The sequence below is a fragment of the Pseudomonas sp. GR 6-02 genome, from assembly GCF_001655615.1.
In the GTDB taxonomy this organism is placed as follows: domain Bacteria; phylum Pseudomonadota; class Gammaproteobacteria; order Pseudomonadales; family Pseudomonadaceae; genus Aquipseudomonas.
This window is the reverse complement of record NZ_CP011567.1, coordinates 1,292,037-1,316,155: the sequence shown is the minus strand read 5'-3', so window position 1 is coordinate 1,316,155 and position 24,119 is coordinate 1,292,037. Positions and strand designations below refer to the sequence as shown.

Annotated in this window: 22 protein-coding genes; 13 read left to right on the top strand and 9 right to left on the bottom strand. The window is 59.8% G+C overall.

All coding sequences use genetic code 11. The features are described from left to right. The first annotated feature begins 4 nt into the window (after nt 1–4). From PGR6_RS05630 to PGR6_RS05620, 3 genes are all read left to right on the top strand, one after another. Nucleotides 5–1,102 carry a DUF1513 domain-containing protein gene (locus PGR6_RS05630; RefSeq protein WP_018926579.1) on the top strand — a complete coding sequence of 366 codons (1,098 nt, stop codon included), beginning with the start codon at nt 5–7 and terminating at the stop codon, nt 1,100–1,102. A gap of 89 nt (nt 1,103–1,191) precedes the next feature. Further along, nucleotides 1,192–2,340, top strand: a complete 1,149-nt coding sequence (locus PGR6_RS05625) for an efflux RND transporter periplasmic adaptor subunit (protein WP_064616323.1) — start codon at nt 1,192–1,194, stop codon at nt 2,338–2,340. 13 nt (nt 2,341–2,353) lie between these two features. Continuing rightward, nucleotides 2,354–5,380 (top strand): multidrug efflux RND transporter permease subunit, encoded by a 3,027-nt coding sequence (locus PGR6_RS05620; RefSeq protein ID WP_064616322.1) that lies wholly within the window; start codon nt 2,354–2,356, stop codon nt 5,378–5,380. Nucleotides 5,381–5,437: 57 nt separating this feature from the next. On the opposite strand, the gene PGR6_RS29085 is transcribed toward PGR6_RS05620, so the two are convergent. The 4 genes from PGR6_RS29085 to colR all read right to left on the bottom strand — a co-directional run bounded on the left by PGR6_RS29085 (nt 5,438) and on the right by colR (nt 8,570). Further along, nucleotides 5,438–5,665 carry a hypothetical protein gene (locus PGR6_RS29085; RefSeq protein ID WP_082920824.1) on the bottom strand — a complete coding sequence of 76 codons (228 nt, stop codon included), beginning with the start codon at nt 5,663–5,665 and terminating at the stop codon, nt 5,438–5,440. Nucleotides 5,666–5,806: 141 nt separating this feature from the next. Then, entirely contained in the window at nt 5,807–6,475 is a 669-nt protein-coding gene (locus PGR6_RS05615; RefSeq protein ID WP_064616321.1) for a class I SAM-dependent methyltransferase, read from the bottom strand. A gap of 141 nt (nt 6,476–6,616) precedes the next feature. Further along, on the bottom strand, nt 6,617–7,897 hold the full coding sequence (locus PGR6_RS05610; protein ID WP_064616320.1) for a sensor histidine kinase: 1,281 nt from the start codon (nt 7,895–7,897) through the stop codon (nt 6,617–6,619). Beyond that, a complete protein-coding gene (gene colR / locus PGR6_RS05605; protein ID WP_007938890.1) occupies nt 7,887–8,570 on the bottom strand; it encodes a two-component system response regulator ColR in 684 nt (227 codons plus the stop codon). The genes PGR6_RS05610 and colR overlap by 11 nt, the downstream gene beginning before the upstream one ends. A gap of 201 nt (nt 8,571–8,771) precedes the next feature. Here colR and PGR6_RS05600 point away from each other — a divergent pair, with 201 nt between their 5' ends. Next, nucleotides 8,772–10,721, top strand: a complete 1,950-nt coding sequence (locus PGR6_RS05600) for an LTA synthase family protein (protein ID WP_064616319.1) — start codon at nt 8,772–8,774, stop codon at nt 10,719–10,721. A gap of 53 nt (nt 10,722–10,774) precedes the next feature. After that, complete coding sequence (locus PGR6_RS05595) at nt 10,775–11,518, top strand: phosphatase PAP2 family protein (protein ID WP_064616318.1); 744 nt, start codon at nt 10,775–10,777, stop codon at nt 11,516–11,518. Between the two features lie 175 nt (nt 11,519–11,693). Here PGR6_RS05595 and groL read toward each other — a convergent pair whose 3' ends face one another. From groL to PGR6_RS05575, 4 genes are all read right to left on the bottom strand, one after another. Beyond that, a complete protein-coding gene (groL, locus tag PGR6_RS05590; protein WP_018926587.1) occupies nt 11,694–13,340 on the bottom strand; it encodes a chaperonin GroEL in 1,647 nt (548 codons plus the stop codon). 49 nt (nt 13,341–13,389) lie between these two features. Continuing rightward, the gene (locus PGR6_RS05585; protein ID WP_018926588.1) at nt 13,390–13,683 is read right to left on the bottom strand and encodes a co-chaperone GroES; all 294 of its coding nucleotides are present in this window, start codon (nt 13,681–13,683) and stop codon (nt 13,390–13,392) included. Between the two features lie 245 nt (nt 13,684–13,928). Next, nucleotides 13,929–14,405, bottom strand: a complete 477-nt coding sequence (locus PGR6_RS05580; protein ID WP_018926589.1) for an FxsA family protein — start codon at nt 14,403–14,405, stop codon at nt 13,929–13,931. A 66-nt stretch (nt 14,406–14,471) separates the two neighbouring features. Next, a complete protein-coding gene (locus PGR6_RS05575) occupies nt 14,472–15,203 on the bottom strand; it encodes a HugZ family pyridoxamine 5'-phosphate oxidase (protein WP_026286457.1) in 732 nt (243 codons plus the stop codon). Between the two features lie 165 nt (nt 15,204–15,368). On the opposite strand from PGR6_RS05575, the gene PGR6_RS05570 reads away from it, so the two are divergent. After that, the gene (locus PGR6_RS05570; RefSeq protein ID WP_018926591.1) at nt 15,369–16,127 is read left to right on the top strand and encodes an SDR family oxidoreductase; all 759 of its coding nucleotides are present in this window, start codon (nt 15,369–15,371) and stop codon (nt 16,125–16,127) included. A 64-nt stretch (nt 16,128–16,191) separates the two neighbouring features. Here PGR6_RS05570 and apbC read toward each other — a convergent pair whose 3' ends face one another. Continuing rightward, nucleotides 16,192–17,286, bottom strand: coding sequence for an iron-sulfur cluster carrier protein ApbC (gene apbC / locus PGR6_RS05565; protein WP_018926592.1), 1,095 nt, complete (start codon nt 17,284–17,286; stop codon nt 16,192–16,194). A 198-nt stretch (nt 17,287–17,484) separates the two neighbouring features. On the opposite strand from apbC, the gene metG reads away from it, so the two are divergent. From metG to nth, 7 genes are all read left to right on the top strand, one after another. Beyond that, the gene (gene metG / locus PGR6_RS05560; protein ID WP_064616317.1) at nt 17,485–19,539 is read left to right on the top strand and encodes a methionine--tRNA ligase; all 2,055 of its coding nucleotides are present in this window, start codon (nt 17,485–17,487) and stop codon (nt 19,537–19,539) included. A 144-nt stretch (nt 19,540–19,683) separates the two neighbouring features. Then, on the top strand, nt 19,684–20,253 hold the full coding sequence (locus tag PGR6_RS05555) for an electron transport complex protein RnfA (protein ID WP_064616316.1): 570 nt from the start codon (nt 19,684–19,686) through the stop codon (nt 20,251–20,253). After that, complete coding sequence (gene rsxB / locus PGR6_RS05550; protein WP_018926596.1) at nt 20,250–21,254, top strand: electron transport complex subunit RsxB; 1,005 nt, start codon at nt 20,250–20,252, stop codon at nt 21,252–21,254. The genes PGR6_RS05555 and rsxB overlap by 4 nt, the downstream gene beginning before the upstream one ends. Continuing rightward, complete coding sequence (locus tag PGR6_RS05545; protein WP_064616315.1) at nt 21,241–22,233, top strand: RnfABCDGE type electron transport complex subunit D; 993 nt, start codon at nt 21,241–21,243, stop codon at nt 22,231–22,233. The genes rsxB and PGR6_RS05545 overlap by 14 nt, the downstream gene beginning before the upstream one ends. After that, on the top strand, nt 22,230–22,841 hold the full coding sequence (locus tag PGR6_RS05540; RefSeq protein WP_064616314.1) for an RnfABCDGE type electron transport complex subunit G: 612 nt from the start codon (nt 22,230–22,232) through the stop codon (nt 22,839–22,841). Before PGR6_RS05545 ends, PGR6_RS05540 begins: the two co-directional genes overlap by 4 nt. Further along, nucleotides 22,834–23,448, top strand: coding sequence for an Rnf-Nqr domain containing protein (locus tag PGR6_RS05535; protein WP_018926599.1), 615 nt, complete (start codon nt 22,834–22,836; stop codon nt 23,446–23,448). The genes PGR6_RS05540 and PGR6_RS05535 overlap by 8 nt, the downstream gene beginning before the upstream one ends. Beyond that, complete coding sequence (gene nth, locus PGR6_RS05530) at nt 23,445–24,083, top strand: endonuclease III (RefSeq protein WP_018926600.1); 639 nt, start codon at nt 23,445–23,447, stop codon at nt 24,081–24,083. The genes PGR6_RS05535 and nth overlap by 4 nt, the downstream gene beginning before the upstream one ends. Nucleotides 24,084–24,119: the final 36 nt, after the last annotated feature.

Here is a 24,119-nt window from a genome sequence, read left to right as displayed (position 1 = left end):
TGCCATGCTGCGACGCCAGGCTCTGACGTTAGGGAGTTTGCTGCTGGGTGCGGTGACACTGGGCGGCTGGACGCTGTTCAAGCAAAAGGACAAAAGCCCGCTGCTGCTCTCGGCGCGGGACGACGGTGACGGCAAGCACTATGCCGTCGGTTATCGACTGGACGGCACCCGGGTGTTTGCCACCCAGGTCGGTCAGCGCTGCCATGACATCATCAACCACCCGACACTGCCGATTGCGCTATTCGTCGCTCGGCGTCCGGGCACCGAGAGCTACCTGATCGACCTGCGCGACGGCACGCTGCTGCAAACCGTGGTGTCGCAGCCGAACCGGCACTTCTACGGTCACGCGGTGATTCACCAGAGCGGTGACTGGTTGTACGCCACCGAAAACGACACCTCCGATCCGGGCCGTGGCCTGCTTGGTGTGTATAAGTTCGAAGGTGAGCGACTGGTGCACAGCGGCGAAATTTCCACCCACGGCGTCGGCCCGCATCAGGTGTCGTGGATGCCCGATGGCGAGACGCTGGTGGTGGCCAACGGCGGCATTCGCACCGAGGCCGAAAGCCGGGTCGAGATGAACCTCAATGCCATGGAGCCGAGCCTTGTGCTGATGCAACGCGACGGCACGCTGCTGAGCAAGGAAACACTGGCCCAGCAGATGAACAGCGTGCGGCACTTGGGTATCGCCAGTGACGGCACCATCGTCGCCGGTCAGCAGTTCATGGGCGATGCTCACGAGTCTTCGGAGCTGCTGGCAATCAAGCGTCCCGGTCAACCGTTCGTGGCCTTCCCGGTGCCTGAGCATCAGTTACAGGCCATGGGGCATTACACCGCCAGCGTTGCCGTACACAGCGAACTGCGCCTGGTCGCCCTGACCGCGCCGCGGGGCAACCGCTTTTTTATCTGGGACCTGGACAGCGGTGAAGTACGCCTGGATGCACCGCTTCCCGATTGCGCCGGGGTCGGGGCCGTGGCCGATGGTTTTGTCGTGACCTCCGGGCAAGGCCGTTGCCGGTTCTACGATTGCCGCCAGACAAACCTTGTTGCAAAACCTCTGGAATTGCCTGCGGGGCTCTGGGACAACCACCTTCACCTGATCTGAACACGCAACCTGTAGCAGCTGGAATCCCCTTCGCAGTGGGAGTAATGTTTTCGCCTGTCTCACCTGATTTTCTCCAAGGAAATGGAAATATGCTGCGTCGCCGCATGCTGATCATGTTGGGTGTTGTCCTGCTAATCGTGCTGGTCCTGGCCGGTTACAAAGCCTTCTCCATCTATACGATGATGAAGGGCTTCTCTGTGCCGAAACCACCGATCAGCGTCGCCGTGGCCACCGCCACCGAACGTCCGTGGCAAAGCCGTTTGCCAACGGTCGGCACCCTTACGGCGCTGCAAGGGGTCGATCTGAGCCTGGAGGTCGACGGCACCGTCAAGGAAGTTCAGTTCGAGTCAGGACAGAAGGTCAAGGTCGGTCAGCCGCTGCTGCAACTCGACAGCGCCGTGGAAACCGCCCTGCTGGCAACAGCCCAGGCCGACCTGGGACTGGCGCAACTGGATTACGGTCGCGGCAGCCAACTGGTGGGCAGCCGGGCTATTTCCAAAGGCGAGTTCGACCGACTCTCGGCGGTATTGCAAAAGAGCCGGGCCACGGTCAATCAGCTCAAGGCGGCGCTGGAGAAAAAACGAATCCTCGCACCGTTCAGCGGGACCATCGGTATTCGTCGGGTAGACGTCGGCGACTACGTGGCCAGCGGCACGATGATCGCCACCCTGCAAGACCTCAGCAGCCTCTACGTCGACTTCTTTGTACCCGAGCAGGACGTGCCGAAGATCACCCTCGGCCAATCGGTACAGGTCATCGTCTCGGCCTACCCGACGGAAACTTTCCCCGGCACCGTCAGCGCCATCAACCCGAAGGTAGAAAGCAGCACCCGCAACGTGCTGGTGCGCGCGACCCTGGCCAACCCCGATGGCAAACTCCTGCCGGGGATGTTTGCCAGCCTGCAGGTGTTGTTGCCCGACCCGCAGCCGCACATCGTGGTGCCGGAAAGCGCGATCAGCTACACCCTTTATGGCAACTCGCTGTATGTCGTCGCGCAGAAAAAGGCCGAAGACGGCAGCCTCGAAAAAGACGACAAGGGCGAACCGGTTCTGATCGTCGAACGACGTTTCGTCGAAACCGGCGAACGCCGCGACGGGATGGTCATGATCACCAAAGGCGTGCAGAACGGCGAAAAAGTGGTCACGGCTGGTCAGCTCAAACTGGACCACGGCGTGCACGTTGCCATCAGCGACGACAAGACCCTGGCTGAGAAGAACAGTCAGCCGCGCGCTGACTGATCAAGGAATCCCCATGGCTTTTACCGATCCGTTCATCCGCCGCCCGGTGCTCGCCACCGTGGTCAGCCTGTTGATAGTGCTGCTGGGCTTCCAGGCCTGGAGCAAGTTGCCGCTGCGCCAATACCCGCAAATGGAAAACGCCCTGATCACGGTGACCACCGCTTATCCCGGAGCCAACGCCGAGACCATCCAGGGCTATATCACCCAACCGATGCAGCACAGCCTGGCCAGCGCCGAGGGCATCGACTACATGACCTCGGTCAGTCGCCAGAACTTCTCGGTGATCTCGATCTACGCGCGTATCGGCTCCAACACCGACCGCCTGTTCACCGAACTGCTGGCCAAGGCCAACGAGGTCAAGAACCAGCTGCCCCAGGACGCCGAAGACCCGGTGCTGAGCAAGGAAGCCACCGGCGCCTCGGCGCTGATGTACATCAGTTTCTTCAGCAACGAGCTGAGTAACCCGCAGATCACCGACTACCTGTCCCGGGTTATCCAGCCGAAACTGGCGACCCTGCCGGGCATGGCCGAAGCCGAGATTCTCGGCAACCAGGTGTTCGCCATGCGCCTGTGGCTGGACCCGGTGAAGCTCGCCGGTTTCGGCCTGAGCGCCAGCGATGTGACCAACGCCGTGCGCCAGTACAACTTCCTCTCCGCCGCCGGCGAAGTGAAAGGCGAGTACGTGGTCACCAGCATCAACGCCAACACCGAACTCAAGTCCGCCGAGGCCTTTGGCGCAATTCCGCTCAAGGTCGACGGTGACAGTCGTGTGCTGTTGCGAGACGTGGCGCGGGTCGAGATGGGCGCGGAGAACTACAACACCATCAGCTCCTTCGGCGGCACACCTTCGGTGTACATCGGCATCAAGGCCACACCCGGCGCCAACCCGCTGGACGTGATCAAGGAAGTGCGCAAGATCATGCCGGACCTGGAAGCCCAGCTACCGCCAAACCTCAAGGGCGAAATCGCCTACGACGCCACGCTGTTCATCCAGGCCTCCATCGACGAGGTGTTGAAAACCCTGTTCGAAGCGGTGCTGATCGTGATTGTGGTGGTGTTCCTGTTCCTCGGCGCCCTGCGTTCGGTGGTGATCCCGGTGGTGACCATTCCACTGTCGATGATCGGCGTGATGTTCTTCATGCAGATGATGGGCTACTCGATCAACCTGCTGACCTTGCTGGCGATGGTCTTGGCCATCGGACTGGTGGTGGACGACGCCATCGTGGTGGTGGAAAACATCCACCGGCACATCGAAGAAGGCAAGACACCGTTGGATGCGGCCATCGAGGGCGCACGGGAGATCGCCATGCCGGTGGTGTCGATGACCATCACCCTGGCGGCGGTCTATGCGCCGATCGGCTTCCTGACCGGCCTGACGGGGGCGTTGTTCAAGGAGTTTGCCCTGACCCTGGCCGGGGCGGTGGTGATTTCCGGTGTCGTCGCCCTGACGCTGTCGCCGATGATGTGCGCCATGCTGCTGCGCCACGATGAAAACCCCAGCGGCCTGGCCCATCGCCTGGACGTGATCTTCGAAGGCCTCAAACGCCGCTACCAGCGCGTGCTTCACGGCACTCTCAACACCCGGCCGGTAGTGCTGGTGTTCGCGGTGATCGTGCTGTGCCTGATCCCGATACTGCTCAAGTTCACCAAGTCGGAACTGGCGCCGGACGAAGACCAGGGCGTGATCTTCATGATGGCCAACGCCCCGCAACCAGCCAACCTCGACTACATGAACGCCTACACCGACGAGTTCGTCGCCATTTTCAAGGAGTTTCCCGAGTACTACTCTTCGTTCCAGATCAACGGCTTCAACGGCGTGCAATCGGGGATCGGCGGCTTCCTGCTCAAACCCTGGAATGAACGCCACCGGACCCAGATGCAGATCCTGCCGCTGGTCCAGAGCAAACTGGAAAGCATTCCCGGACTGCAAATATTCGGCTTCAATCTGCCGTCCCTGCCAGGCACCGGCGAGGGCTTGCCGTTTCAATTCGTGATCAACTCGGCTAACAGCTACGAGGCGCTGCTGCAGGTGATGGACCGAGTGAAAAAAAGAGCGATGGAATCCGGCAAGTTTGCTTTTGTCGACGTCGACCTGGCCTTCGACAAGCCCGAAGTCGTGGTGGATATCGATCGCGCCAAGGCTGCGCAGATGGGTGTGTCCATGCAGGACCTCGGCGGTACTCTTGCGACGATGCTGGGCGAGGCGGAGATCAACCGGTTCACCATCGAAGGTCGCAGCTACAAGGTCATCGCTCAGGTGGAACGGCCCTACCGCGATAACCCTGACTGGCTGAACCATTATTACGTCAGGAACACCAAGGGCGAACTGCTCCCCCTGTCGACCCTGATCACCGTGACAGACCGCGCGCGGCCGCGTCAGTTGAACCAGTTCCAGCAACTCAACTCGGCGATTCTTTCCGGGGTCCCGCTGGTCAGCATGGGTGAAGCCATCGACACCGTGCGCCAGATCGCCCGGGAAGAGGCTCCGACGGGTTACGCCATCGACTATGCCGGTGTCTCACGGCAATACGTTCAGGAAGGCAGCGCGCTGTGGGTCACCTTCGCCCTGGCCTTGGCGATCATCTTCCTGGTGCTGGCGGCCCAGTTCGAAAGCTTCCGTGATCCGCTGGTGATTCTGGTGACTGTGCCGCTGTCGATCTGTGGCGCATTGATCCCGCTCTTCCTCGGCTGGTCGAGCATGAACATCTATACCCAGGTGGGGCTGGTGACGTTGATCGGACTGATCAGCAAGCACGGGATCCTGATCGTCGAGTTCGCCAACCAGTTACGCAAGGAGAAAGGCCTGACACCTCGCGAAGCGGTAGAGGAAGCGGCGGCCATTCGTCTGCGCCCGGTATTGATGACCACGGCGGCAATGGTGTTCGGCATGGTGCCGTTGATCATCGCCACGGGCGCGGGAGCCGTCAGCCGGTTCGACATCGGCACGGTGATCGCAACGGGGATGTCGATCGGGACGCTGTTCACCTTGTTCGTGCTGCCATGCATTTACACATTGCTGGCCAAACCCGATAAACCTTAACGTCAAAAAGCAAAAGGCCTCGCAACTGCGAGGCCTTTTATTTGGGCTTCAATCTGTTCAACTCTGTGGCCTCAGTCCCTGAGAAAGTCCGAACATGAACAGTAACAAGTCATGATCGGGTTGAGTGGCCACGGGTGCTTTGGCTACCCGGGGCAACGGACAACGTGCGTCGCCGTGCACGGAACTGAGGACTTGCGTGCGGGGCTGCTCCCAGGCAGCCACCGCCAAAGAAGCAACTGCCAAGGCTCCGGCTAAAAACAAACCTCGTGCAATTTCGAGTTTCATTGCAATAAGCCTTTGATAGCGCTGCCAAACGCCTTGTTATAAAAGTAGACGAGTTTTTCCCCGTCTGTATCGCTGAACGACGAGTGGCGACGCCTTTGCTTCAGGTCATGGGGCGCAGCTGCATAGTGCACTGTCATTCTGTTACCTCTTGCGTAATACATAGACCCGCCACATGGCATAGAGCGGTAAAAAATCCATTTGCCCCTGAATATGGAAACCCGCCTGCTCAAACTCCTTTTCAATCGTGGCAGCCGGTAACACAAATCGAGTCTGGTAACCTTCCTGCCCACGCATCCTCTCGGCGCGCTTGCGTTTCCAGGCCTTGAAATTGCCGTCTACCCACAACGAAACAATCACGCTGTCGCGGGTGACACGCTCGAATTCACGCAGGATGGTCAGTCGTTGCTCGGCTTCACCGATGTGATGGAGCAGACGCATGCAGAAAATGCTGTCGACCGCGTTATCGGGCAAGGCAATGTCGAATGCAGACGTGTGCAAGGGTTGTACCCTTTTGACCACGTCGGCGGGTTGAGTGCGCATGGCAGTCTTGAGCATGGACACCGAGTTGTCGGCCCCGATGATGACACGGTTGTGCTTTTCCGCGAGCAACGGCCAGAAACGCCCGGCACCGCAGGGCAAATCGAGGACCAGGCCAGGTTCACCGGCCAACGCCAGGGCCTTTCGCGCCAGGTGTTCATCACGCCATTGGGACAGCCGGCGACCGAGCCCCACCTGGTGCTTGCGCACATTTTTCTGTGCGGGTTGATCGTCGTATTTTTCGGAGAAGCCGAGCTTTATCGGGCCAGCCATGACTGCAATCTCCTGAGCTTCTGATGACAACCACCTTAAGTTGCGGGGTGTCAGCGTCAGGTCATGCGTTGGTGAAAATTTCGTCAGGTAACCTCGGAATCATTTCAGGGTTTTACGGAGCCGATTTATTTTTCAACCCATTCACCGCTTTTTCTGACTCAACTCCACCTGGAAGCGACAACCGTTGGGCTCCATGTTCGTCAGGCTGACACTCCAGCCCTGGTTCTCGCAGATCCGTTGCACCAGCGACAGCCCCAGCCCCAAGCCCTCGCCACGCTTTTCGCTGCCGCGTACGAAAGGCTCGAACATCGCCTCGCGTTTTTCTTCCGGAATGCCCACACCACTGTCCTCGACCACGAACCCCGTATCCGTCAGGGCCAAGCGGATAAACCCATGCTCGGTGTAATGCAGCGCATTACGCAACAGGTTGCCCATCACCGCGTGCAGAAGCGTCGCGTTATAGCGAGTGTCCGGCGGGTTGCCCAACTCGACGTTCAACGTCAGGCCCTTGGCTTCGATCGGTTCGCGCCATTGGCAAAGCAACCCGTCGGCCACCTGACTGAGGCTCTGCTGGGGGCCCATGCTGGCGTCTTCATGCTGAGCGCGGGCCAGCATGAGGAAGGTCTGCACCAACTCGCGCATCTCTGCGCAAGCCCGGGCGATCCGCTCGACCTGGGCACGCCCGCGCTGATCGATGCCGGGGTTTTCCAGCAACAATTCACAGGAACTGGCCAACACCATCAATGGCGTGCGCAGTTCGTGGCTGACGTCACTGGTGAACAATCGCTCACGGGTCAACGCCTGACGCAAGCGCCCGAGGGTGGCGTCGAAGGCCACGGCCAGCTCGCCCACTTCATCGGCGGCATAATCCGGCGCCAGTGGCGGTGCCAGGCCCAACAGCTGATCGCGATGGCGTACCTGGCGGGCCAGTCGCACCACCGGCGCCATCACCTTGCGCGCCAGCACCCAGCCCAGAAATACCGCCAGCGCCAGGCTCAGTACGAACCCCACCAGCACTACGGCAAACAGCACCCGTTCACGCTCTTCGAAATCGCTCTGGTCCTGCAACAGCACGTAGCGCCGTCCGTCGACGATTTCGACCATGGCGTGATACGACAGATGGTCGCGAAAGACTTCATGAAAACCCGAGTCCAGGTGCCGCAAATCCTTGGGTAACTCAAAGTCGCCCGGCCCGCCGCTGAAATAGAACAACTGGTCCGGCTCGGGGCGGTGGCTCCAGTCCGTCACGCTGTCCATCAGCAACAGGCGTTGCAAATCGCCACCCAGACCTGACGAAATCAGTTTCTCCTCCACCAGGTGCACGGTCGCGATGATGCCTATCGCGAAGGCTCCCGCGACCAATGCGCTCATCAACGCAAAGGCGATGATGATCCGTTGCGAAAGGCTCTGCTTAAACTCCATCACGGCCCTCGGCCAAGCGATAACCGACGCCGTGCACCGTATGCAGCAGGGGTTTGGCGAACGGCTTGTCGATCACCTGGCGCAATTGATGGACGTGGCTGCGCAGGCTGTCGCTGTCCGGGCAGTCGTCACCCCACAGGGCCTCTTCGAGAATTTCCCGGCGCAGCACGTGCGGGCTTTTCTGCATCAACACCGCCAGCAACTTCAGGCCCACCGGGTTGAGTTTCAGCAGACGGCCTTCGCGCGTCACCTCCAGGGTATCGAGGTCGTAGCTCAGATCGCCAACCTGCAAGGCACGGCGACCGCCACCCTGGGCACGGCGCATGACCGCCTCGATGCGCGCCGCCAGTTCTGACAGGGCAAAGGGTTTGATCAAGTAATCGTCGGCGCCGGATTTGAAGCCTTGCAGACGGTCGTCCAGTTGATCGCGCGCAGTGAGCATGATCACCGGCGTATCACGGCGGGCGTCTTCGCGCAGGCGTTTGCACAGGGTGTAGCCATCGATACCGGGCAGCATGATATCGAGTACGATCAAGTCGTAATGCTCGGTGGCCGCCAGGTGCAAGCCAGATAAACCGTCCTGCGCGCAATCCACGGTGTAACCTTTGAGCCCCAGATAATCGGCCAGGTTGGCCAGGATATCGCGGTTGTCTTCAACCAATAGAATTCGCATCGGCACCTCCTCCGTATACAGTAACGGCCGTCTTGGCCCGCGCAGCTTAAGGCCTAGTGTGACTCAGGGCTAGGGCGGCCGGTCGTAGAATCGATGCGCTCAACCAAATAATGGTGCTAACAAGTTTTTCACTGTCGGTTCACAACCCGACTACAGCGTTCAAGAGAAACTTTCGCGCGATTGATATAGGGAATGTAGATAATGGATTGTTTGAAGACGGCGCCAATGCGCTTTCTGCTACTGGTAACCGGTTCCTGGCTGGTCATTTTTCTCCTGACCCGAAGCGTTCTCCTCCTCACTCACCTGGATGAGACAGGCAGCGGGCTCCTGTCCGTGTTTGGCATCGGCCTGCTTTATGACCTGGGTTTCATTGCCTACGCGGCGCTGCCCATGGGCCTCTATCTGCTGCTATGCCCGCCGGCCTTGTGGCGCCGCCGTGGCCATCGCTGGTTCCTTCAGGGCCTGCTGACCGCCAGCCTGTTCGCCATGCTGTTCACGTCGGTGGCCGAATGGCTGTTCTGGGATGAGTTCGGTGTGCGTTTCAACTTTATCGCCGTCGATTACCTGGTCTACTCCGACGAAGTGCTGAATAACCTGTTGGAGTCGTACCCGATCGGCAAGCTGCTGAGCCTGCTCGCGGTGCTGGCCGTGGTCCTGAGCCTTGCGCTGCGCAAATCCTTCAACGCTGCGCTGGACGCACTATTGCCTGCCATGCGCGGGCGTCTGCTGAATGCGCTCGGCCTGCTGATCGTCGCGGGCCTGAGCGCGCAACTGCTCAGCCAGGATGCGCCGCGCGCTCAGGGCGGCAATGCCTATCAGAACGAACTGGCGAGCAATGGCCCGTACCAGTTCTTCGCCGCCTTTCGCAATAACGAACTGGATTACCCGCAGTTCTACAGCACCCTGCCGACCTCCGTCGTCGCGCAACAGATTCGCGCTGAACTGACCGAGCCCAACGCTCGCTTCATCGGCGAGGATCCGCAGGACATCCGCCGGATGATCGATAATCCCGGCACCGTACGAAAACCCAACATCGTGCTGGTCACCATCGAAAGCTTCAGTGCCAAGTACATGGGCAGCAATGGCGACGATCGCAACCTGACACCAAACCTCGATGCCTTGCGCAAACAAAGCCTGTACTTCAATAATTTCTACGCCACCGGCACCCGCACTGATCGTGGCCTGGAGGCAATCACCCTGGCCATTCCACCGACGCCGGGGCGCTCGATCGTCAAGCGCGTGGGTCGTGAAAGCGGTTTCGCCAGCCTCGGCCAGCAACTTGGCGCCGTGGGTTACGACAGCGTATTCGTGTATGGCGGGCGCGGTTACTTCGACAACATGAACGCGTTCTTCAGCGGCAACGGCTATCGCGTCGTCGACCAGAGCAGCGTCGATGAATCAGAGATTCACTTCAAGAACGCCTGGGGAATGGCTGACGAAGACCTCTATAACCAGACCCTGAAACTGGCCGATGCCGACTACGCCAGGCAACAGCCGTTTCTACTGCAACTGATGACCACCTCCAACCATCGCCCCTACACCTACCCGGATAACCGTATCGATATCAAATCCGGTAACGGACGCGACGGTGCGGTGAAGTACACCGACTTCGCCATTGGTCAGTTCCTTGATCAGGCGCGCAAAAAACCCTGGTTCGATAATACAATCTTCGTCTTCGTTGCCGATCACACGGCTGGCAGCGCCGGCAAAGAAGACTTGCCGATCAGCAACTATCAGATTCCGCTGTTCATCTATGCACCGAAGCTGATCGACGCTCGGGAAACCGCACAGCTGGCCAGTCAGATCGACCTTGCGCCAACGTTGCTCGGGCTGCTGAACCTGGATTATCAGTCGACGTTCTTCGGTCGCAACCTGTTGCAGGACAATCCACTGCCACCGCGAGTGGTGGTTGGCAACTATCAACATCTGGGCTTGTTCGATGGCAAGGATTTAGCGATCCTGAGCCCGCGTGAGGGTCTGCGTCGCCACGACGATGCACTGACCGACAGTCGCGAATCACAGGCAACCACAGGTGATCCGTTGATCACCCGCGCAATCACTTACTACCAAACTGCCAGTCATGGCTTCAAGCAACAGCTGCTCGGCTGGAAAGCGCCCACGGAGGGCAGCCGCCAAGTCAGCGAACGTTAATCGAATGGCCCCGGGCTGATGCCCCGGGGTTTTTCCATTCATCAGGATCCACCATGTCATCAACCGCTGTCCGTCCCGTCTCCCGCCCGCTCAATTTCTGGCTGTGCCTGGGAGTGCCCGCCATTGCGGCGATCACCCTGATGCTGCTCGAGTTGACGTCCCTGGACATGGACCTTGCCAAGCTGTTCTATGATCCGGTCGCCGGTGCGTTCATCGGGCGCCACAGTTATTTCCTGGAAAACATCCTGCATGACCGGGCCAAGCAAGTGGTCATTGCCTTTTCGGTGTTCTCTATCCTCGGCTTTGTCAGTTCCTTTTTCATTGAAAGGCTCAAACCGTTCAAACGTGAAATGGGTTGCCTGGTGTTGTCTCTGGCGCTGTCAACCTCCTTTGTCACTCCGCTCAAAGCGGCAACGGCGGTGCAATGCCCATGGAGCCTGGAACAATTCGGCGGGCACGAAACCTACAGCGAACTGCTGAGTCCTCGCCCGCATACCGACAAGCCAGGCCGCTGCTGGCCCGGTGGTCATGCGGCGACCGGTTTCACCCTGTTTGCGTTGTTCTTTGTGTTGCGTGACCGACGCCCACGGCTGGCACGCTATGCGTTTATCTTCGCTTTCACGTTGGGCTCGGTGTTTTCCATCGGCCGGATGATGCAGGGCGCGCACTTCTTCTCGCACAACGTGTGGACGGCGATTTTCTGCTGGCTGTTTTGCCTGGGGGCGTACTACAACATCCTGTACCGGCCGGCCTCCAAGACTGAACAGGCGAACGAGGCAAAACCGGTCAGCGCCTGAACCGACGCCATTGCGAGCAAGCCCTGCTCCCACAGGTTCACGCAATCCACTGTGGGATCGTGGCTTGCCCGCGATGGATGGCCGCGACGCGATCTGCGGACCTACCAAAATGAAGGCAATAAAAAGCCCCGCCTGCTCGACGCAGGCGGGGCTTTTTTATAGGGGTAAGGCTGGCTTACATCATGCCGCCCATGCCACCCATACCGCCCATGTCTGGCATACCGCCGCCAGCTGCACCGTCTTTCTTCGGTGCTTCGGCAACAGCGGCCTCGGTGGTCAGGATCAGACCGCCAATCGAGGATGCAGCTTGCAGAGCCGAACGGGTCACCTTGGTTGGGTCCAGGATGCCCATTTCGATCATGTCGCCGTATTCGCTGGTGGCAGCGTTGTAACCGAAGTTACCCGCGCCTTGCTTGACCTTGTCGACAACCACGCTTGGCTCGTCGCCGGAGTTGGCAACGATCTGACGCAGTGGCGCTTCAACCGCACGACGCAGAACAGCGATACCGACGTCCTGATCGGCGTTGTCGCCTTTCAGTTCGCTGATGGCTTGCAGGGCACGGATCAGTGCCACGCCGCCGCCAGGTACCACGCCTTCTTCAACGGCTGCACGGGTAGCGTGCAGGGCGTCTTCAACGCGGGCTTTCTTCTCTTTCATTTCAACTTCGGAACCAGCGCCGACCTTGATCACTGCAACGCCGCCGGACAGTTTGGCCAGGCGCTCTTGCAGTTTTTCACGGTCGTAGTCGGACGAAGTGTCGGCCACTTGTTGACGGATCTGGGTCACGCGAGCCTGGATATCAGCCTCAACGCCGGCGCCGTCGATCACGGTGGTGTTTTCTTTGGACAGGATCACGCGCTTGGCATTACCCAGGTGTTCCAGGGTAGTGCTTTCCAGGCTCAGACCGATCTCTTCGGAGATCACGGTACCACCGGTCAGAACAGCGATGTCCTGCAGCATGGCCTTGCGACGGTCGCCGAAGCCTGGAGCCTTGACGGCTGCGACTTTAACGATGCCACGCATGTTGTTCACAACCAGAGTCGCCAGGGCTTCGCCTTCAACGTCTTCGGCCACGATCAGCAGTGGACGGCCGGCTTTGGCAACGGCTTCCAGTACTGGCAGCATTTCGCGGATGTTCGAGATCTTTTTGTCGACCAGCAGGATCAGCGGACCGTCCAGCTCGGCAGTCATGGTCTCTGGCTTGTTGACGAAGTACGGGGACAGGTAGCCACGGTCGAACTGCATGCCTTCAACAACCGACAGTTCGTTTTCCAGGCCCGAGCCTTCTTCAACGGTGATCACGCCTTCTTTACCGACTTTTTCCATGGCTTCGGCAATGATGTCGCCGATGGAGTTGTCGGAGTTGGCCGAGATGGTACCTACCTGAGCGATTGCCTTGGTGTCAGCGCAAGGCTTGGACAGGGCTTTCAGTTCCTTGACGATCGCGATGGTCGCTTTGTCGATACCGCGCTTCAGGTCCATCGGGTTCATGCCGGCAGCGACGGCTTTCAGGCCTTCGTTGACGATCGACTGAGCCAGAACGGTAGCGGTGGTGGTACCGTCGCCTGCGTCATCGTTGGCACGGGAGGCAACGTCTTTGACCAGCTGCGCGCCCATGTTTTCGAAGCGGTCTTCGAGTTCGATTTCTTTGGCTACGGAAACGCCGTCCTTGGTGATGGTCGGAGCGCCGAAGCTCTTCTCGATGATCACGTTACGGCCTTTCGGGCCCAGGGTCGCTTTTACTGCGTCAGCCAGAACGTTGACACCGGTGAGCATTTTCTTGCGGGCGGAGTCGCCGAATTTAACTTCTTTAGCAGCCATGATCGATATTCCTTAAATACTTTGTAGTAGCGGGAAAATGAGCGGGGAATCAGCCTTCGACAACAGCGAGAATCTCGTTCTCAGCCATGATCACCAGGTCTTCGCCATCGACTTTCACAGTGTTGCTGCCGGAGTACGGGCCGAACACCACCTTGTCACCCACTTTCACGGACAGTGCACGCACTTCGCCGTTGTCCAGCACTTTGCCTGGGCCTACAGCTAGGACTTCACCCTGGTTTGGCTTCTCAGCAGCCGAACCTGGCAGGACGATACCGCCAGCGGTTTTCTTTTCTTCTTCGCTGCGACGGATAACGACGCGGTCATGCAGAGGACGAAGCTTCATTGTCGATCTCTCCTAATTGTGGTTTTCATCGGCCGGTGTAGTCCCGGCGGGTTTAACAAATCCGGCGGCGCCGGGTGCGGTTCGTCGAGCGAACCGCGGAAGTCTGTCTGGCGCAATTGCCAGAAACCTTGCGGTGACCGTTACATAAGGGCGCGCGAGCCTATTTCAAGGGCCGAGAGCGAAATTTTTACGTCGATACCCTGAAAATGAACACGGCACCCAAAGGTGCCGTGTCGATGGACATGTTACTTGGAGTCGCGGTGTTCGAACTCGCCTTCGATCACGTTAGGCTCACGGCCCAACGGCTGACGTGGAGCAGGACCGCCCCGCGGCTGAAGGTCATCGGCAAACGCACGCTGGCGCATCGCTTGTTCCTCGGCGCGCTGGCGCATTTTATTGGCCAGCAGTCGACGAGAGATCGGCAGCAACATAATCAGACCCAGCACGTCGGTGACGAAGCCCGGCAGAATCAACAGCCCCCCCGCCAGGGCCAGCATCAGGCCTTCGAGCATGGTCTGGGCCGGCAACTCGCCGCGGCTCAGGCTTTCACGAGCGCGCAGCGCAGTAGCCAGACCGGCGATACGCAGCACGAACACGCCGAGCATCGAGCCGAGAATGATCAGCAGCAGGGCCGGGAAAAACCCGATCGCTGCGCTGACCTTGACGAATACGAACAGCTCCAACACCGGAAACAGTACAAAGAGCAACAAAAAAGGGCGCATCAAATGGTTCCTCAACGCAAGTAAGCCTTGCCAGTGTTCCTTAGATGACGTCGCCGTTTCGTGAATTCAAGCATCGGCCACTTGATTTTTCGGCCAATGTTCGGCGTGAGCCAGGAAAACCAAGGCTTCCCGGACTTGTGTCGGCGTATTACAAGGCGCTTGAAACGGCAGCCAGTAGAGCCCCTGGCCGATGCGCAAGTGCATGCCTTCGCTGTCGATGCCGACCAATTGCGCCGGCACGGTTTTCGGCAGGCCCGCCAAGTCGACATAGTGGGCGATGGCTTTGGCGTGATCGGCATTCATGTGCTCGACCATGCTCACTTCGGCCTTGCCGGCGAACGGGTTGGCGAGGGTCAGTTGGTCGACCCAGTGAATCGCGCCGAAGCCGCCGATGTAACGGTGGCGTACCGGTTTGAGCACCCAGAAATCGAAATCGTGGGCCTTGTGATAGTTCTGCGAATCCGGGAAATAGCGGTAGTAACGCTCGGCTGCCGCTTCGATGGCTGCGGTGTCCTCGAGTTTTTCCCCTTCGGCCAGGTAGGTCAGCCGACCAACGGCTTGCACGTCTTCGGCCTCGCGTTCACCCACCAGCAGCGAGCATTTCGGATCCTTCAGCAGGTTGTGAGTGTGCTGAGCGATGCGGCTGATAAGGATCAGCGGCCGGCCCTGTTCGTCCAGACAGTACGGAACCACGGAGCCAAACGGGAAACCGGGCATCGCTTTGGAGTGCGTCGAGAGCACTCCACGGTATTCCTTGAGAAGCAATTCTCGGGCATGCTTAGCCACTACAACGCTCAATTTATGACTCCTTATATAGATTCCGTCGAAAAAACGGACAGGCGTCTGGGTGAAAGTTCCAGTACGCCACAGGGGCAGTTCTCATGTGCAGCCAGGCCACATCAGGCTCAGATCGAGAGGCCCTCTAGAAGGAGAAACACTCCGATCGGCTATGGGGCTATGCGAATGCAACTCACTGACAAAGTAATCATTATCACCGGCGGTTGCCAGGGTTTAGGCCGTTCCATGGCCGAGTATCTTGCAGGTCGTGGCGCCAAGCTGGCCCTGGTGGACCTGAACCAGGAAAAACTCGACGCCGCCGTCGCCGCTTGCAAGGCCAAGGGTGTCGAGGCCCGTGCCTACCTGTGCAACGTCGCCGATGAAGAGCAAGTGACCCACATGGTCAGCCAGGTGGCCGACGATTTCGGCGCGATCCATGGCCTGATCAACAACGCCGGCATTTTGCGTGACGGCCTGTTGCTGAAGGTCAAGGATGGCGAAATGACCAAGATGAGCCTGGCCCAATGGCAAGCGGTGATCGACGTCAATCTGACCGGCGTGTTCCTGTGCACCCGTGAAGTCGCGGCAAAAATGGTCGAGCTGAACAACAGCGGCGCGATCATCAATATCTCGTCGATCTCACGCGCCGGCAATATCGGCCAGACCAACTACTCCGCCGCCAAGGCCGGTGTCGCCGCGGCGACCGTGACCTGGGCCAAGGAACTGGCGCGCTACGGAATTCGCGTGGCGGGCATTGCGCCGGGCTTCATCGAAACTGAAATGACCCTGAGCATGAAACCTGAAGCGCTGGAAAAAATGACTTCCGGGATTCCGCTCAAGCGCATGGGCAAACCCGAAGAGATCGCCCAGTCAGCGGCCTACATTTTCGAGAATGACTACTACACCGGTCGGATTCTGGAGCTGGATGGCGGGTTGCGTATCTAAAGCAATATCAAAAGATCGCAGCCTCGTGTCGAGCGAAGCGAGGCAGCGATCTCTTTTCAGCGATTTAATCGTCGCTGACGGTGATGTTCGGCATCGCCGGCGTCGCAGCTTCCTGCAACACGATCCGCGCGCCGACATGGCGGGCCAGTTCCTGGTAAACCATCGCAATCTGGCTGTCAGGCTCGGCGATCACCGTTGGCTTGCCGCCATCGGCCTGTTCGCGAATCAGCATCGACAGCGGCAACGAAGCCAACAGTTCGACGCCATACTGGTTGGCCAGCTTCACACCCCCGCCCTCACCGAACAAATGCTCGGCATGCCCGCAGTTGGAGCAGATGTGCACGGCCATGTTTTCGACCACGCCCAGCACCGGGATGTTGACCTTGCGGAACATTTCCACGCCCTTGCGCGCATCCAGCAATGCCAGATCCTGCGGGGTGGTCACGATCACCGCACCGGCCACCGGGACTTTTTGCGCCAGGGTCAACTGGATGTCGCCGGTGCCTGGAGGCATGTCGATGACCAGGTAATCCAGGTCGCCCCAGGCCGTTTGCGTGACCAGTTGCAACAAGGCGCCGGACACCATCGGCCCACGCCAGACCATCGGCGTGTTGTCGTCGGTCAGGAAGGCCATGGACATCACTTCGACGCCATGGGACTCGATCGGAATGAACCATTTCTGATCCTTGACCTGAGGACGGGTGCCTTCAGGGATGCCGAACATGATGCCCTGGCTCGGACCGTAGATATCCGCGTCGAGAATCCCCACTTTGGCACCTTCACGAGCCAACGCCAGCGCCAGGTTGGCGGCCGTGGTGGATTTGCCCACTCCTCCCTTGCCAGACGCCACGGCCACCACGTTTTTGACGTTGGCCAACCCCGGAATCTGTGCCTGGGCCTTGTGCGCGGCAATCACGCTGGTGATCTCGACACGGGCAGTGACCACGCCATCCAGGCCCTCGATGGCCATCTGCAACAACTGCGCCCAGCCACTCTTGAACAGACCGGCGGCGTAACCCAGCTCCAGCTGGACGCTGACGCGATCGCCCTGAATATCGATGCTGCGCACGCACCCGGCGCTGACCGGGTCCTGGTTCAGATAAGGGTCGGTGTATTGGCGAAGGACGGCTTCCACCGCTGCGCGATTGACGGCGCTCATGGGCAACTCCGATAGCAAGACTGGAAAATCAGGCGGGTATCCTAACCGTTCTGTCGCCTGGACGGGATGCTTTCAGAATATGACAAATATCTTATGACCGGCGGGTACAAAGGTCCGTGGAAGCTGGCCGTGGGGGTGAAAAATATGCGCCGGCGCTTTATAGTGGCCGACCTCCGTTTCATCAAGTAGCCGAGCCCCATGTCCGAGCCACGCAAGATCCTCGTCACCAGCGCCCTGCCCTATGCCAATGGTTCGATCCACCTCGGCCATATGCTGGAATACATCCAGACCGATATGTGGGTGCGCTTCCAGAAGCATCGCGGTAACCAATGCATTTATGTCTGCGCCGACGACGCCCACGGTTCGGCCATCATGCTGCGCGCAGAAAAGGAAGGCATCACCCCGGAACAACTGATCGCCAACGTCCAGGCTGAACACAGCGCCGACTTTGCCGAGTTCCTGGTGGACTTCGACAACTTCCACTCCACTCACGCCGAAGAAAACCGTGAGCTGTCGAGCCAGATCTACCTGAAGCTGCGCGACGCCGGGCACATCGCCACGCGCTCGATCACGCAGTACTTCGACCCGGAAAAGAAAATGTTCCTGGCCGACCGCTTCATCAAGGGCACCTGCCCGAAATGCGGCACCGAAGACCAGTACGGCGACAACTGCGAAAAATGCGGTGCAACCTACGCGCCGACCGACCTCAAAGATCCGAAGTCGGCGATCTCCGGCGCCACGCCGGTGCTCAAGGATTCCCAGCACTTCTTCTTCAAGCTGCCGGACTTCCAGGAAATGCTGCAAGCCTGGACCCGCAGCGGCACCTTGCAAGATGCCGTGGCCAACAAGATCGCCGAATGGCTGGACGCCGGCCTGCAACAGTGGGACATCTCCCGCGATGCGCCATACTTCGGCTTCGAAATTCCCGATGAGCCGGGCAAGTACTTCTACGTGTGGCTGGACGCGCCGATCGGCTACATGGCCAGCTTCAAGAACCTGTGCAACCGTACGCCTGCACTTGATTTCGACGCGTTCTGGGGCAAGGACTCCACCGCCGAGCTGTACCACTTCATCGGCAAGGACATCGTCAACTTCCACGCCCTGTTCTGGCCAGCGATGCTCGAAGGCGCCGGTTTCCGTAAACCGACCGGCATCAACGTGCACGGCTACCTGACCGTCAACGGTCAGAAGATGTCCAAGTCCCGCGGCACCTTCATCAAGGCCCGGACCTATCTGGATCATCTGTCGCCGGAATACCTGCGCTACTACTACGCGGCCAAGTTGAGCCGTGGCGTCGATGACCTGGACCTGAACCTCGAAGACTTCGTGCAGAAGGTCAACTCGGACCTGGTCGGCAAAGTCGTCAACATCGCCAGCCGTTGCGCCGGTTTCATCCACAAAGGCAACGCTGGCGTGCTGTTGGCCGGCAACGCCGCGCCGGAGCTGACCGAAGCGTTCCTGGCCGCAGCACCGAGCATCGCCGAAGCCTACGAGGCGCGTGACTTCGCCCGGGCCATGCGCGAAATCATGGGCCTGGCCGACCGTGCCAACGCCTGGATCGCCGACAAGGCACCGTGGTCGCTGAACAAACAGGAAGGCAAGCAGGATGAAGTCCAGGCCATCTGCGCCTTGGGCATCAACCTGTTCCGCCAACTGGTGATTTTCCTCAAGCCGGTGCTGCCGCTGCTGGCCGCCGATGCCGAGGCGTTCCTGAACGTCGCACCGCTGACCTGGAACGACCACGCCACCTTGCTCAGCAACCATCAGCTGAACGAGTTCAAACCGTTGATGACCCGCATCGACCCGGTAAAAGTGCAAGCCATGACCGACGCCTCGAAAGAAGACCTGACCGCCAGCCAGACCGACACCGGCGAAGCTGCCGCGCCTCAAGGCAACGGCGAACTGGCCAAGGATCCGCTGTCGCCGGAGATCGAGTTCGATACCTTTGCCGCGGTCGACCTGCGCGTCGCCCTGATCCTCAAGGCCGAAGCCGTCGAAGGTGCCGACAAACTGCTGCGCCTGACCCTGGACATCGGTGACGAGCAACGCAACGTGCTCTCCGGCATCAAGAGCGCCTACCCGGACCCGGCCAAGCTTGAAGGTCGCCTGACCATGATGATTGCCAACCTCAAGCCCCGCAAAATGAAATTCGGGATCTCCGAAGGCATGGTGATGGCGGCCGGCCCTGGTGGCGAAGAAATCTATCTGCTGAGCCCCGACAGTGGCGCCAAGCCAGGTCAGCGCATCAAGTAAAGTCCTGCGCTAAACCGATCCCACAGTCGTGCCCGGCGCGACTGTGGGATTTTCATATCTGGCCCACCCTCCTTCCTTGCCGGATAATGCCTAATCTCTTTTTAGAGAGCCCCTTAAGAAAGCCCTGTTCTTACCGGCACGATCATGACCGAACTGCTTCTTACGCTTATCAGCGCTGCCCTGATCAACAACCTCGTGTTGCACTGGCCGCTGGGCGTCGATCCGGTGCTGGGCAGCGAGCGGCGACAAGTGCATGCATTGGGCATCGCGACGACGTGCCTGATGCTGATCGTCGGCACGCTCGGCCATGCGCTCTACCACTGGCTGCTGGTGCCGCTGGGGCTGACGTCGCTGCGACTGTTCGTATTCCTGCCGCTGAGCGTTCTGCTGATCGGCCCGCTGCTGAAACTGCTTCCACGGTTATTCGCCAAGCTTTCATTCGAGGGTCTCTGGCCCCTGCTGCTGGGCAATGCCGGCGTGCTTGGGCTGACCCTGCTCAACGCTCAGGACGACAAGGGACTTTTCCACGCCATAGCCTTGAGCCTCGGTGCCGGGCTGGGTTTCTGGCTGGTGCTGAGCCTGTTCAGCGACTTGCGCCAACGCACACTCGATAACGATGTCCCCCTGCCCTTTCGCGGCCTGCCGATCGAATTGATCGGCGCCGGATTGATCGCAGTGGTTTTTCTCGGATTCAGCGGGCTGATCAAAACATGAGTCTGATTCAACGCATCGATGCCCTCTTGCCGCAGACCCAATGCGGCAAGTGTGGCCACCCCGGATGCAAACCGTACGCCGAAGGCATCGCCAGCGGCGAGCCGATCAACAAGTGCCCACCGGGCGGCAGCGAAACCATCGCGGCCCTCGCCGAGCTGCTGAAAGTGCCGGTGCTGGAACTGGACGTCAGTCGCGGTTCGGCACCGGCGCAAATCGCGTACATCCGCGAAGCCGAATGCATCGGCTGCACCAAATGCATTCAGGCCTGCCCGGTCGACGCGATTGTCGGCGCGGCGAAATTCATGCACACGGTCATCGTCGACGAATGCACCGGTTGCGACCTCTGCGTGGCGCCCTGCCCGGTGGATTGCATCGAGATGCATCCGCTACCGCTGGCCACGCTGCCGATTGTCGGTGGGCTGGCGTTCAGCCTGGAGGAACAACAGGCCCGGGCCGCCAAGCGCAACCGCGCGCGACGTCGCTTCGAACAGCGCAATGCCCGCCTACATCGCGAAGAGGAACAGAAACTCGCCGAACGTCAGGCCCGCGCCCAACGCGCCGTGCAGCACAGTGAAGTGACGCTCGACCCGGTTCAGGCCGCGCTCGAGCGCGTGCGTGCGCAGAAGGCCGCCAATGCCGATGCGGCGCTGAAAAAGGCCAAGGTCGATCTGGCGATGAGTCGGGCGCAGCTGAATAAATCGCTCAAGGCCTTCGGGCATCCACCGACCTTCGAACAGCAATCGCAACTGATCGTGCTGCAACAGCAGTTCGAAGCTGCCGAACAGGCGCTGTCGCTGCTGGAAAGCAGTGCACCGGTGGTAGCTACTCCACCTGTTCCGACAAACGATGCCGAGCTGAAACGGGCGAAGATCCAGTTGGCCATGCGCCGCGCCGAACTCAAGAAGGCTCAAACAAACGAAGCGCCGGCCGAACAGATCACAGCATTGCAACATGCGCTCAGCGAAGCCGAGCGGCAGGTGGATGCCTATGCCGCCCCTTGAATCGGTGGATGAACGCCTTCAGCAGGCCATGAAGCTGGTGTTGCTGGCCACCCTGCCGGGAATGCTGATGTTGTTCTGGCTGTACGGTTGGGGCGTGTTGATCAACCTGATTCTGACTGCAGCTACCGCACTGACCGTTGAAGCAGCGGTGTTACAGCTGCGCAAGCAACCTGTAAAACCGACAGTGAGCGATGGCAGTGCGCTGGTCAGCGCGACCCTGTTGGCCCTGGCCTTGCCGCCTTATTGCCCGTGGTGGCTGACGGTCAGCGCAGCGGCATTCGGACTTTTTTTCGGCAAGCACCTGTATGGCGGCGTCGGCAGGAATCCGTTCAACCCGGCGATGCTCGGTTTCGCCCTGGCTTCAGTGACGTTTCCTCAGCAAATGACCCATTGGCCGTCGTCCCACGGCATGGACTTCCTCGCTGGCCTGCAACAAGTGTTCGGCTTCAACCTCGGCCAGACACCAGACGCGTGGGCCCAGGCCACCGCGCTGGACAGCCTGCGAATCAACAAAAGCCTGACCATGGACGAACTGTTTGCCGGCAACCCGGCATTCGGCCATTTCGGCGGCCGGGGCGTGGAATGGGTCAACCTGGCCTTCCTGGCCGGCGGCGCGTTTCTGCTGCAACGGCGGGTGTTCAGCTGGCATGCGCCGGTCGGCATGCTCGCCAGCCTGTTCGTCATCAGCCTGTTGTGCTGGAACGGTTCGGGCTCCGATTCCCATGGCTCGCCACTCTTCCATCTGCTCACTGGCGCGAGCATGCTGGGTGCCTTCTTCATCGTGACGGAACCGGTATCCGGCGCGAAAACCCCCACGGCCCGGTTGCTGTTCGGCGCCGGAGTGGGGCTGCTGACTTACTTGATTCGCACGTGGGGCGGCTATCCCGACGGGGTGGCTTTTGCCGTCCTGCTGATGAACCTCTGTGTACCGGCGCTGGAGCGGTTTGCTGCCTCCAGACAAGCGCAGGTCAGCCCATGAACCGAGCGACAAGCGTTGTGACCCTGGTATTACTGGCAGGCTTGGGGACAGGCGCGACTTACCTCGCGCAGTACACCAGCGCCGCACGCATTGCCGCCGAACAACGCCTGATCGACAGCCGCAATTTGCTGGATCTGCTAGCGCCCGACAGCTACGACAATCAGCCACTGGAACACCCCCTCAACGTCGAAAAAACACGCCTGCCCAACAGCACGCTGCTGAATGGCTATCTGGCGTCCAAGGCCGGCCAACCGAGCGCGGTGTTGCTGCGCAGCCAGACACTGGGCTACGCCGGCGCCATCGATTTGCTGATCGCCATCGACCCCCATGGCACGTTGCTGGGGGTCAAAACCCTCAAGCAATCGGAAACCCCGGGGCTGGGCGGCAAGCTCGCCGACTGGCCCAATGCCTGGCTGCAAGTGTTTACCGGCAAGTCTCTAGGCGAACCAAGCGACACTGGCTGGGCCTTGAAAAAGGACCGAGGGCAATTCGATCAGATCGCAGGCGCGACCATCACCTCAAGAGCGGTGATCAATGCCACCCACGATGCATTGCGTTACTTCGATGAACACCGGCAACCGCTGATCGGGAGCAGCGCCCATGAATAAGTCATCAACCCTGCAGAACTCGCTGATGCTTGCGCCTCTGATCGGCGTCACTGATTCGTTGGTAACGGCTCTAGGCCTGTGGCTGATGTTCGCTCTGGTGCTCAGTGTTTATGACGTGAGCATGGGTATCTTGCGCTCACGACTGATTCCGGCAACCCATTTACTGGCCTGCCTCCTGCTGGCTGCCACACTGACCAGTTGTGTGGAACTCGCCATGCAAGCCTGGTCGCTTCAATGGCACCAGCATCTGGGGTTCTATACCGGATTGATCGCCTTGCAATGCGTGGTGCTGGAACATAACGGTTTTTTCCAGGGCACAAGACGTGACCGCCTGCGCCTGTGCGGCCTGTTCGGCGCCTTGATGATTGGCCTGGGCCTGCTGCGCGAGCTTATCGGCAACGGGACACTGGGTAGCCATCTGCCCTGGCTGACCGCTGCCATGCAACCGGACTGGCAAGGTTGGGTGCTCACCGCTGACGGTGGCCTGCGCTTGGCCACGCTGGCCCCCGGCGGGTTTATTCTGCTGGGGCTGCTGATCGCCGCACGTCAGGCCTGGACCCGCCCCTCCCCCACATTGACCTCCTTCGAGGAAACGCATCGCCCATGAATGCCGCAAAACGTCTGGAAATTTTCCGCAGGTTTCACGAAGACAATCCTGAACCGAAGACCGAGCTGGCCTATTCCTCGCCGTTCGAACTGCTGATCGCCGTGATTCTCTCGGCGCAATCGACCGATGTCGGCGTCAACAAGGCCACCGCCAAACTGTTTCCGGTGGCCAATACGCCGGCGGCGATTTATGCCTTGGGCGTTGAAGGATTATCGGAGTACATCAAGACCATCGGCCTGTATAACAGCAAAGCAAAAAACGTGATCGAAACCTGTCGCTTGCTGGTAGAGCGCCATGGCGGTGAAGTACCGCAGACCCGCGAAGCGCTGGAAGCGTTGCCCGGCGTCGGCCGCAAGACCGCCAATGTGGTGCTCAATACCGCCTTTCGTCAGCTGACCATGGCCGTGGACACCCACATTTTCCGGGTCAGCAACCGTACCGGCATTGCTCCGGGCAAGAATGTGGTCGAGGTGGAGCAGAAACTGATGAAATTCGTGCCGAAGGAGTATCTGCTCGACGCCCATCACTGGCTGATTCTCCACGGACGCTACGTTTGCCTGGCCCGCAAGCCGCGTTGTGGCAGCTGCCGGATCGAGGACTTATGCGAATACAAGCAAAAGACCTCGGACGATTGAGGCTCTATTAGTTTTCTTGATTAGCCGATTGAAAAA

Coding starts and splice junctions, on each gene's coding strand:
- PGR6_RS29085 (WP_082920824.1), bottom strand. CDS start 5,665: ATGAAACTCGAAATTGCACGAGGTTTGTTTTTAGCCGGAGCCTTGGCA.
- PGR6_RS05585 (WP_018926588.1), bottom strand. CDS start 13,683: ATGAAGCTTCGTCCTCTGCATGACCGCGTCGTTATCCGTCGCAGCGAA.
- PGR6_RS05580 (WP_018926589.1), bottom strand. CDS start 14,405: ATGCGCCCTTTTTTGTTGCTCTTTGTACTGTTTCCGGTGTTGGAGCTG.
- metG (WP_064616317.1), top strand. CDS start 17,485: ATGTCCGAGCCACGCAAGATCCTCGTCACCAGCGCCCTGCCCTATGCC.
- nth (WP_018926600.1), top strand. CDS start 23,445: ATGAATGCCGCAAAACGTCTGGAAATTTTCCGCAGGTTTCACGAAGAC.
- PGR6_RS05595 (WP_064616318.1), top strand. CDS start 10,775: ATGTCATCAACCGCTGTCCGTCCCGTCTCCCGCCCGCTCAATTTCTGG.
- groL (WP_018926587.1), bottom strand. CDS start 13,340: ATGGCTGCTAAAGAAGTTAAATTCGGCGACTCCGCCCGCAAGAAAATG.
- PGR6_RS05545 (WP_064616315.1), top strand. CDS start 21,241: ATGCCGCCCCTTGAATCGGTGGATGAACGCCTTCAGCAGGCCATGAAG.
- PGR6_RS05610 (WP_064616320.1), bottom strand. CDS start 7,897: ATGGAGTTTAAGCAGAGCCTTTCGCAACGGATCATCATCGCCTTTGCG.
- rsxB (WP_018926596.1), top strand. CDS start 20,250: ATGAGTCTGATTCAACGCATCGATGCCCTCTTGCCGCAGACCCAATGC.
- PGR6_RS05625 (WP_064616323.1), top strand. CDS start 1,192: ATGCTGCGTCGCCGCATGCTGATCATGTTGGGTGTTGTCCTGCTAATC.
- apbC (WP_018926592.1), bottom strand. CDS start 17,286: ATGAGCGCCGTCAATCGCGCAGCGGTGGAAGCCGTCCTTCGCCAATAC.
- PGR6_RS05615 (WP_064616321.1), bottom strand. CDS start 6,475: ATGGCTGGCCCGATAAAGCTCGGCTTCTCCGAAAAATACGACGATCAA.
- PGR6_RS05535 (WP_018926599.1), top strand. CDS start 22,834: ATGAATAAGTCATCAACCCTGCAGAACTCGCTGATGCTTGCGCCTCTG.
- PGR6_RS05620 (WP_064616322.1), top strand. CDS start 2,354: ATGGCTTTTACCGATCCGTTCATCCGCCGCCCGGTGCTCGCCACCGTG.
- PGR6_RS05570 (WP_018926591.1), top strand. CDS start 15,369: ATGCAACTCACTGACAAAGTAATCATTATCACCGGCGGTTGCCAGGGT.
- PGR6_RS05540 (WP_064616314.1), top strand. CDS start 22,230: ATGAACCGAGCGACAAGCGTTGTGACCCTGGTATTACTGGCAGGCTTG.
- PGR6_RS05600 (WP_064616319.1), top strand. CDS start 8,772: ATGGATTGTTTGAAGACGGCGCCAATGCGCTTTCTGCTACTGGTAACC.
- PGR6_RS05555 (WP_064616316.1), top strand. CDS start 19,684: ATGACCGAACTGCTTCTTACGCTTATCAGCGCTGCCCTGATCAACAAC.
- colR (WP_007938890.1), bottom strand. CDS start 8,570: ATGCGAATTCTATTGGTTGAAGACAACCGCGATATCCTGGCCAACCTG.
- PGR6_RS05630 (WP_018926579.1), top strand. CDS start 5: ATGCTGCGACGCCAGGCTCTGACGTTAGGGAGTTTGCTGCTGGGTGCG.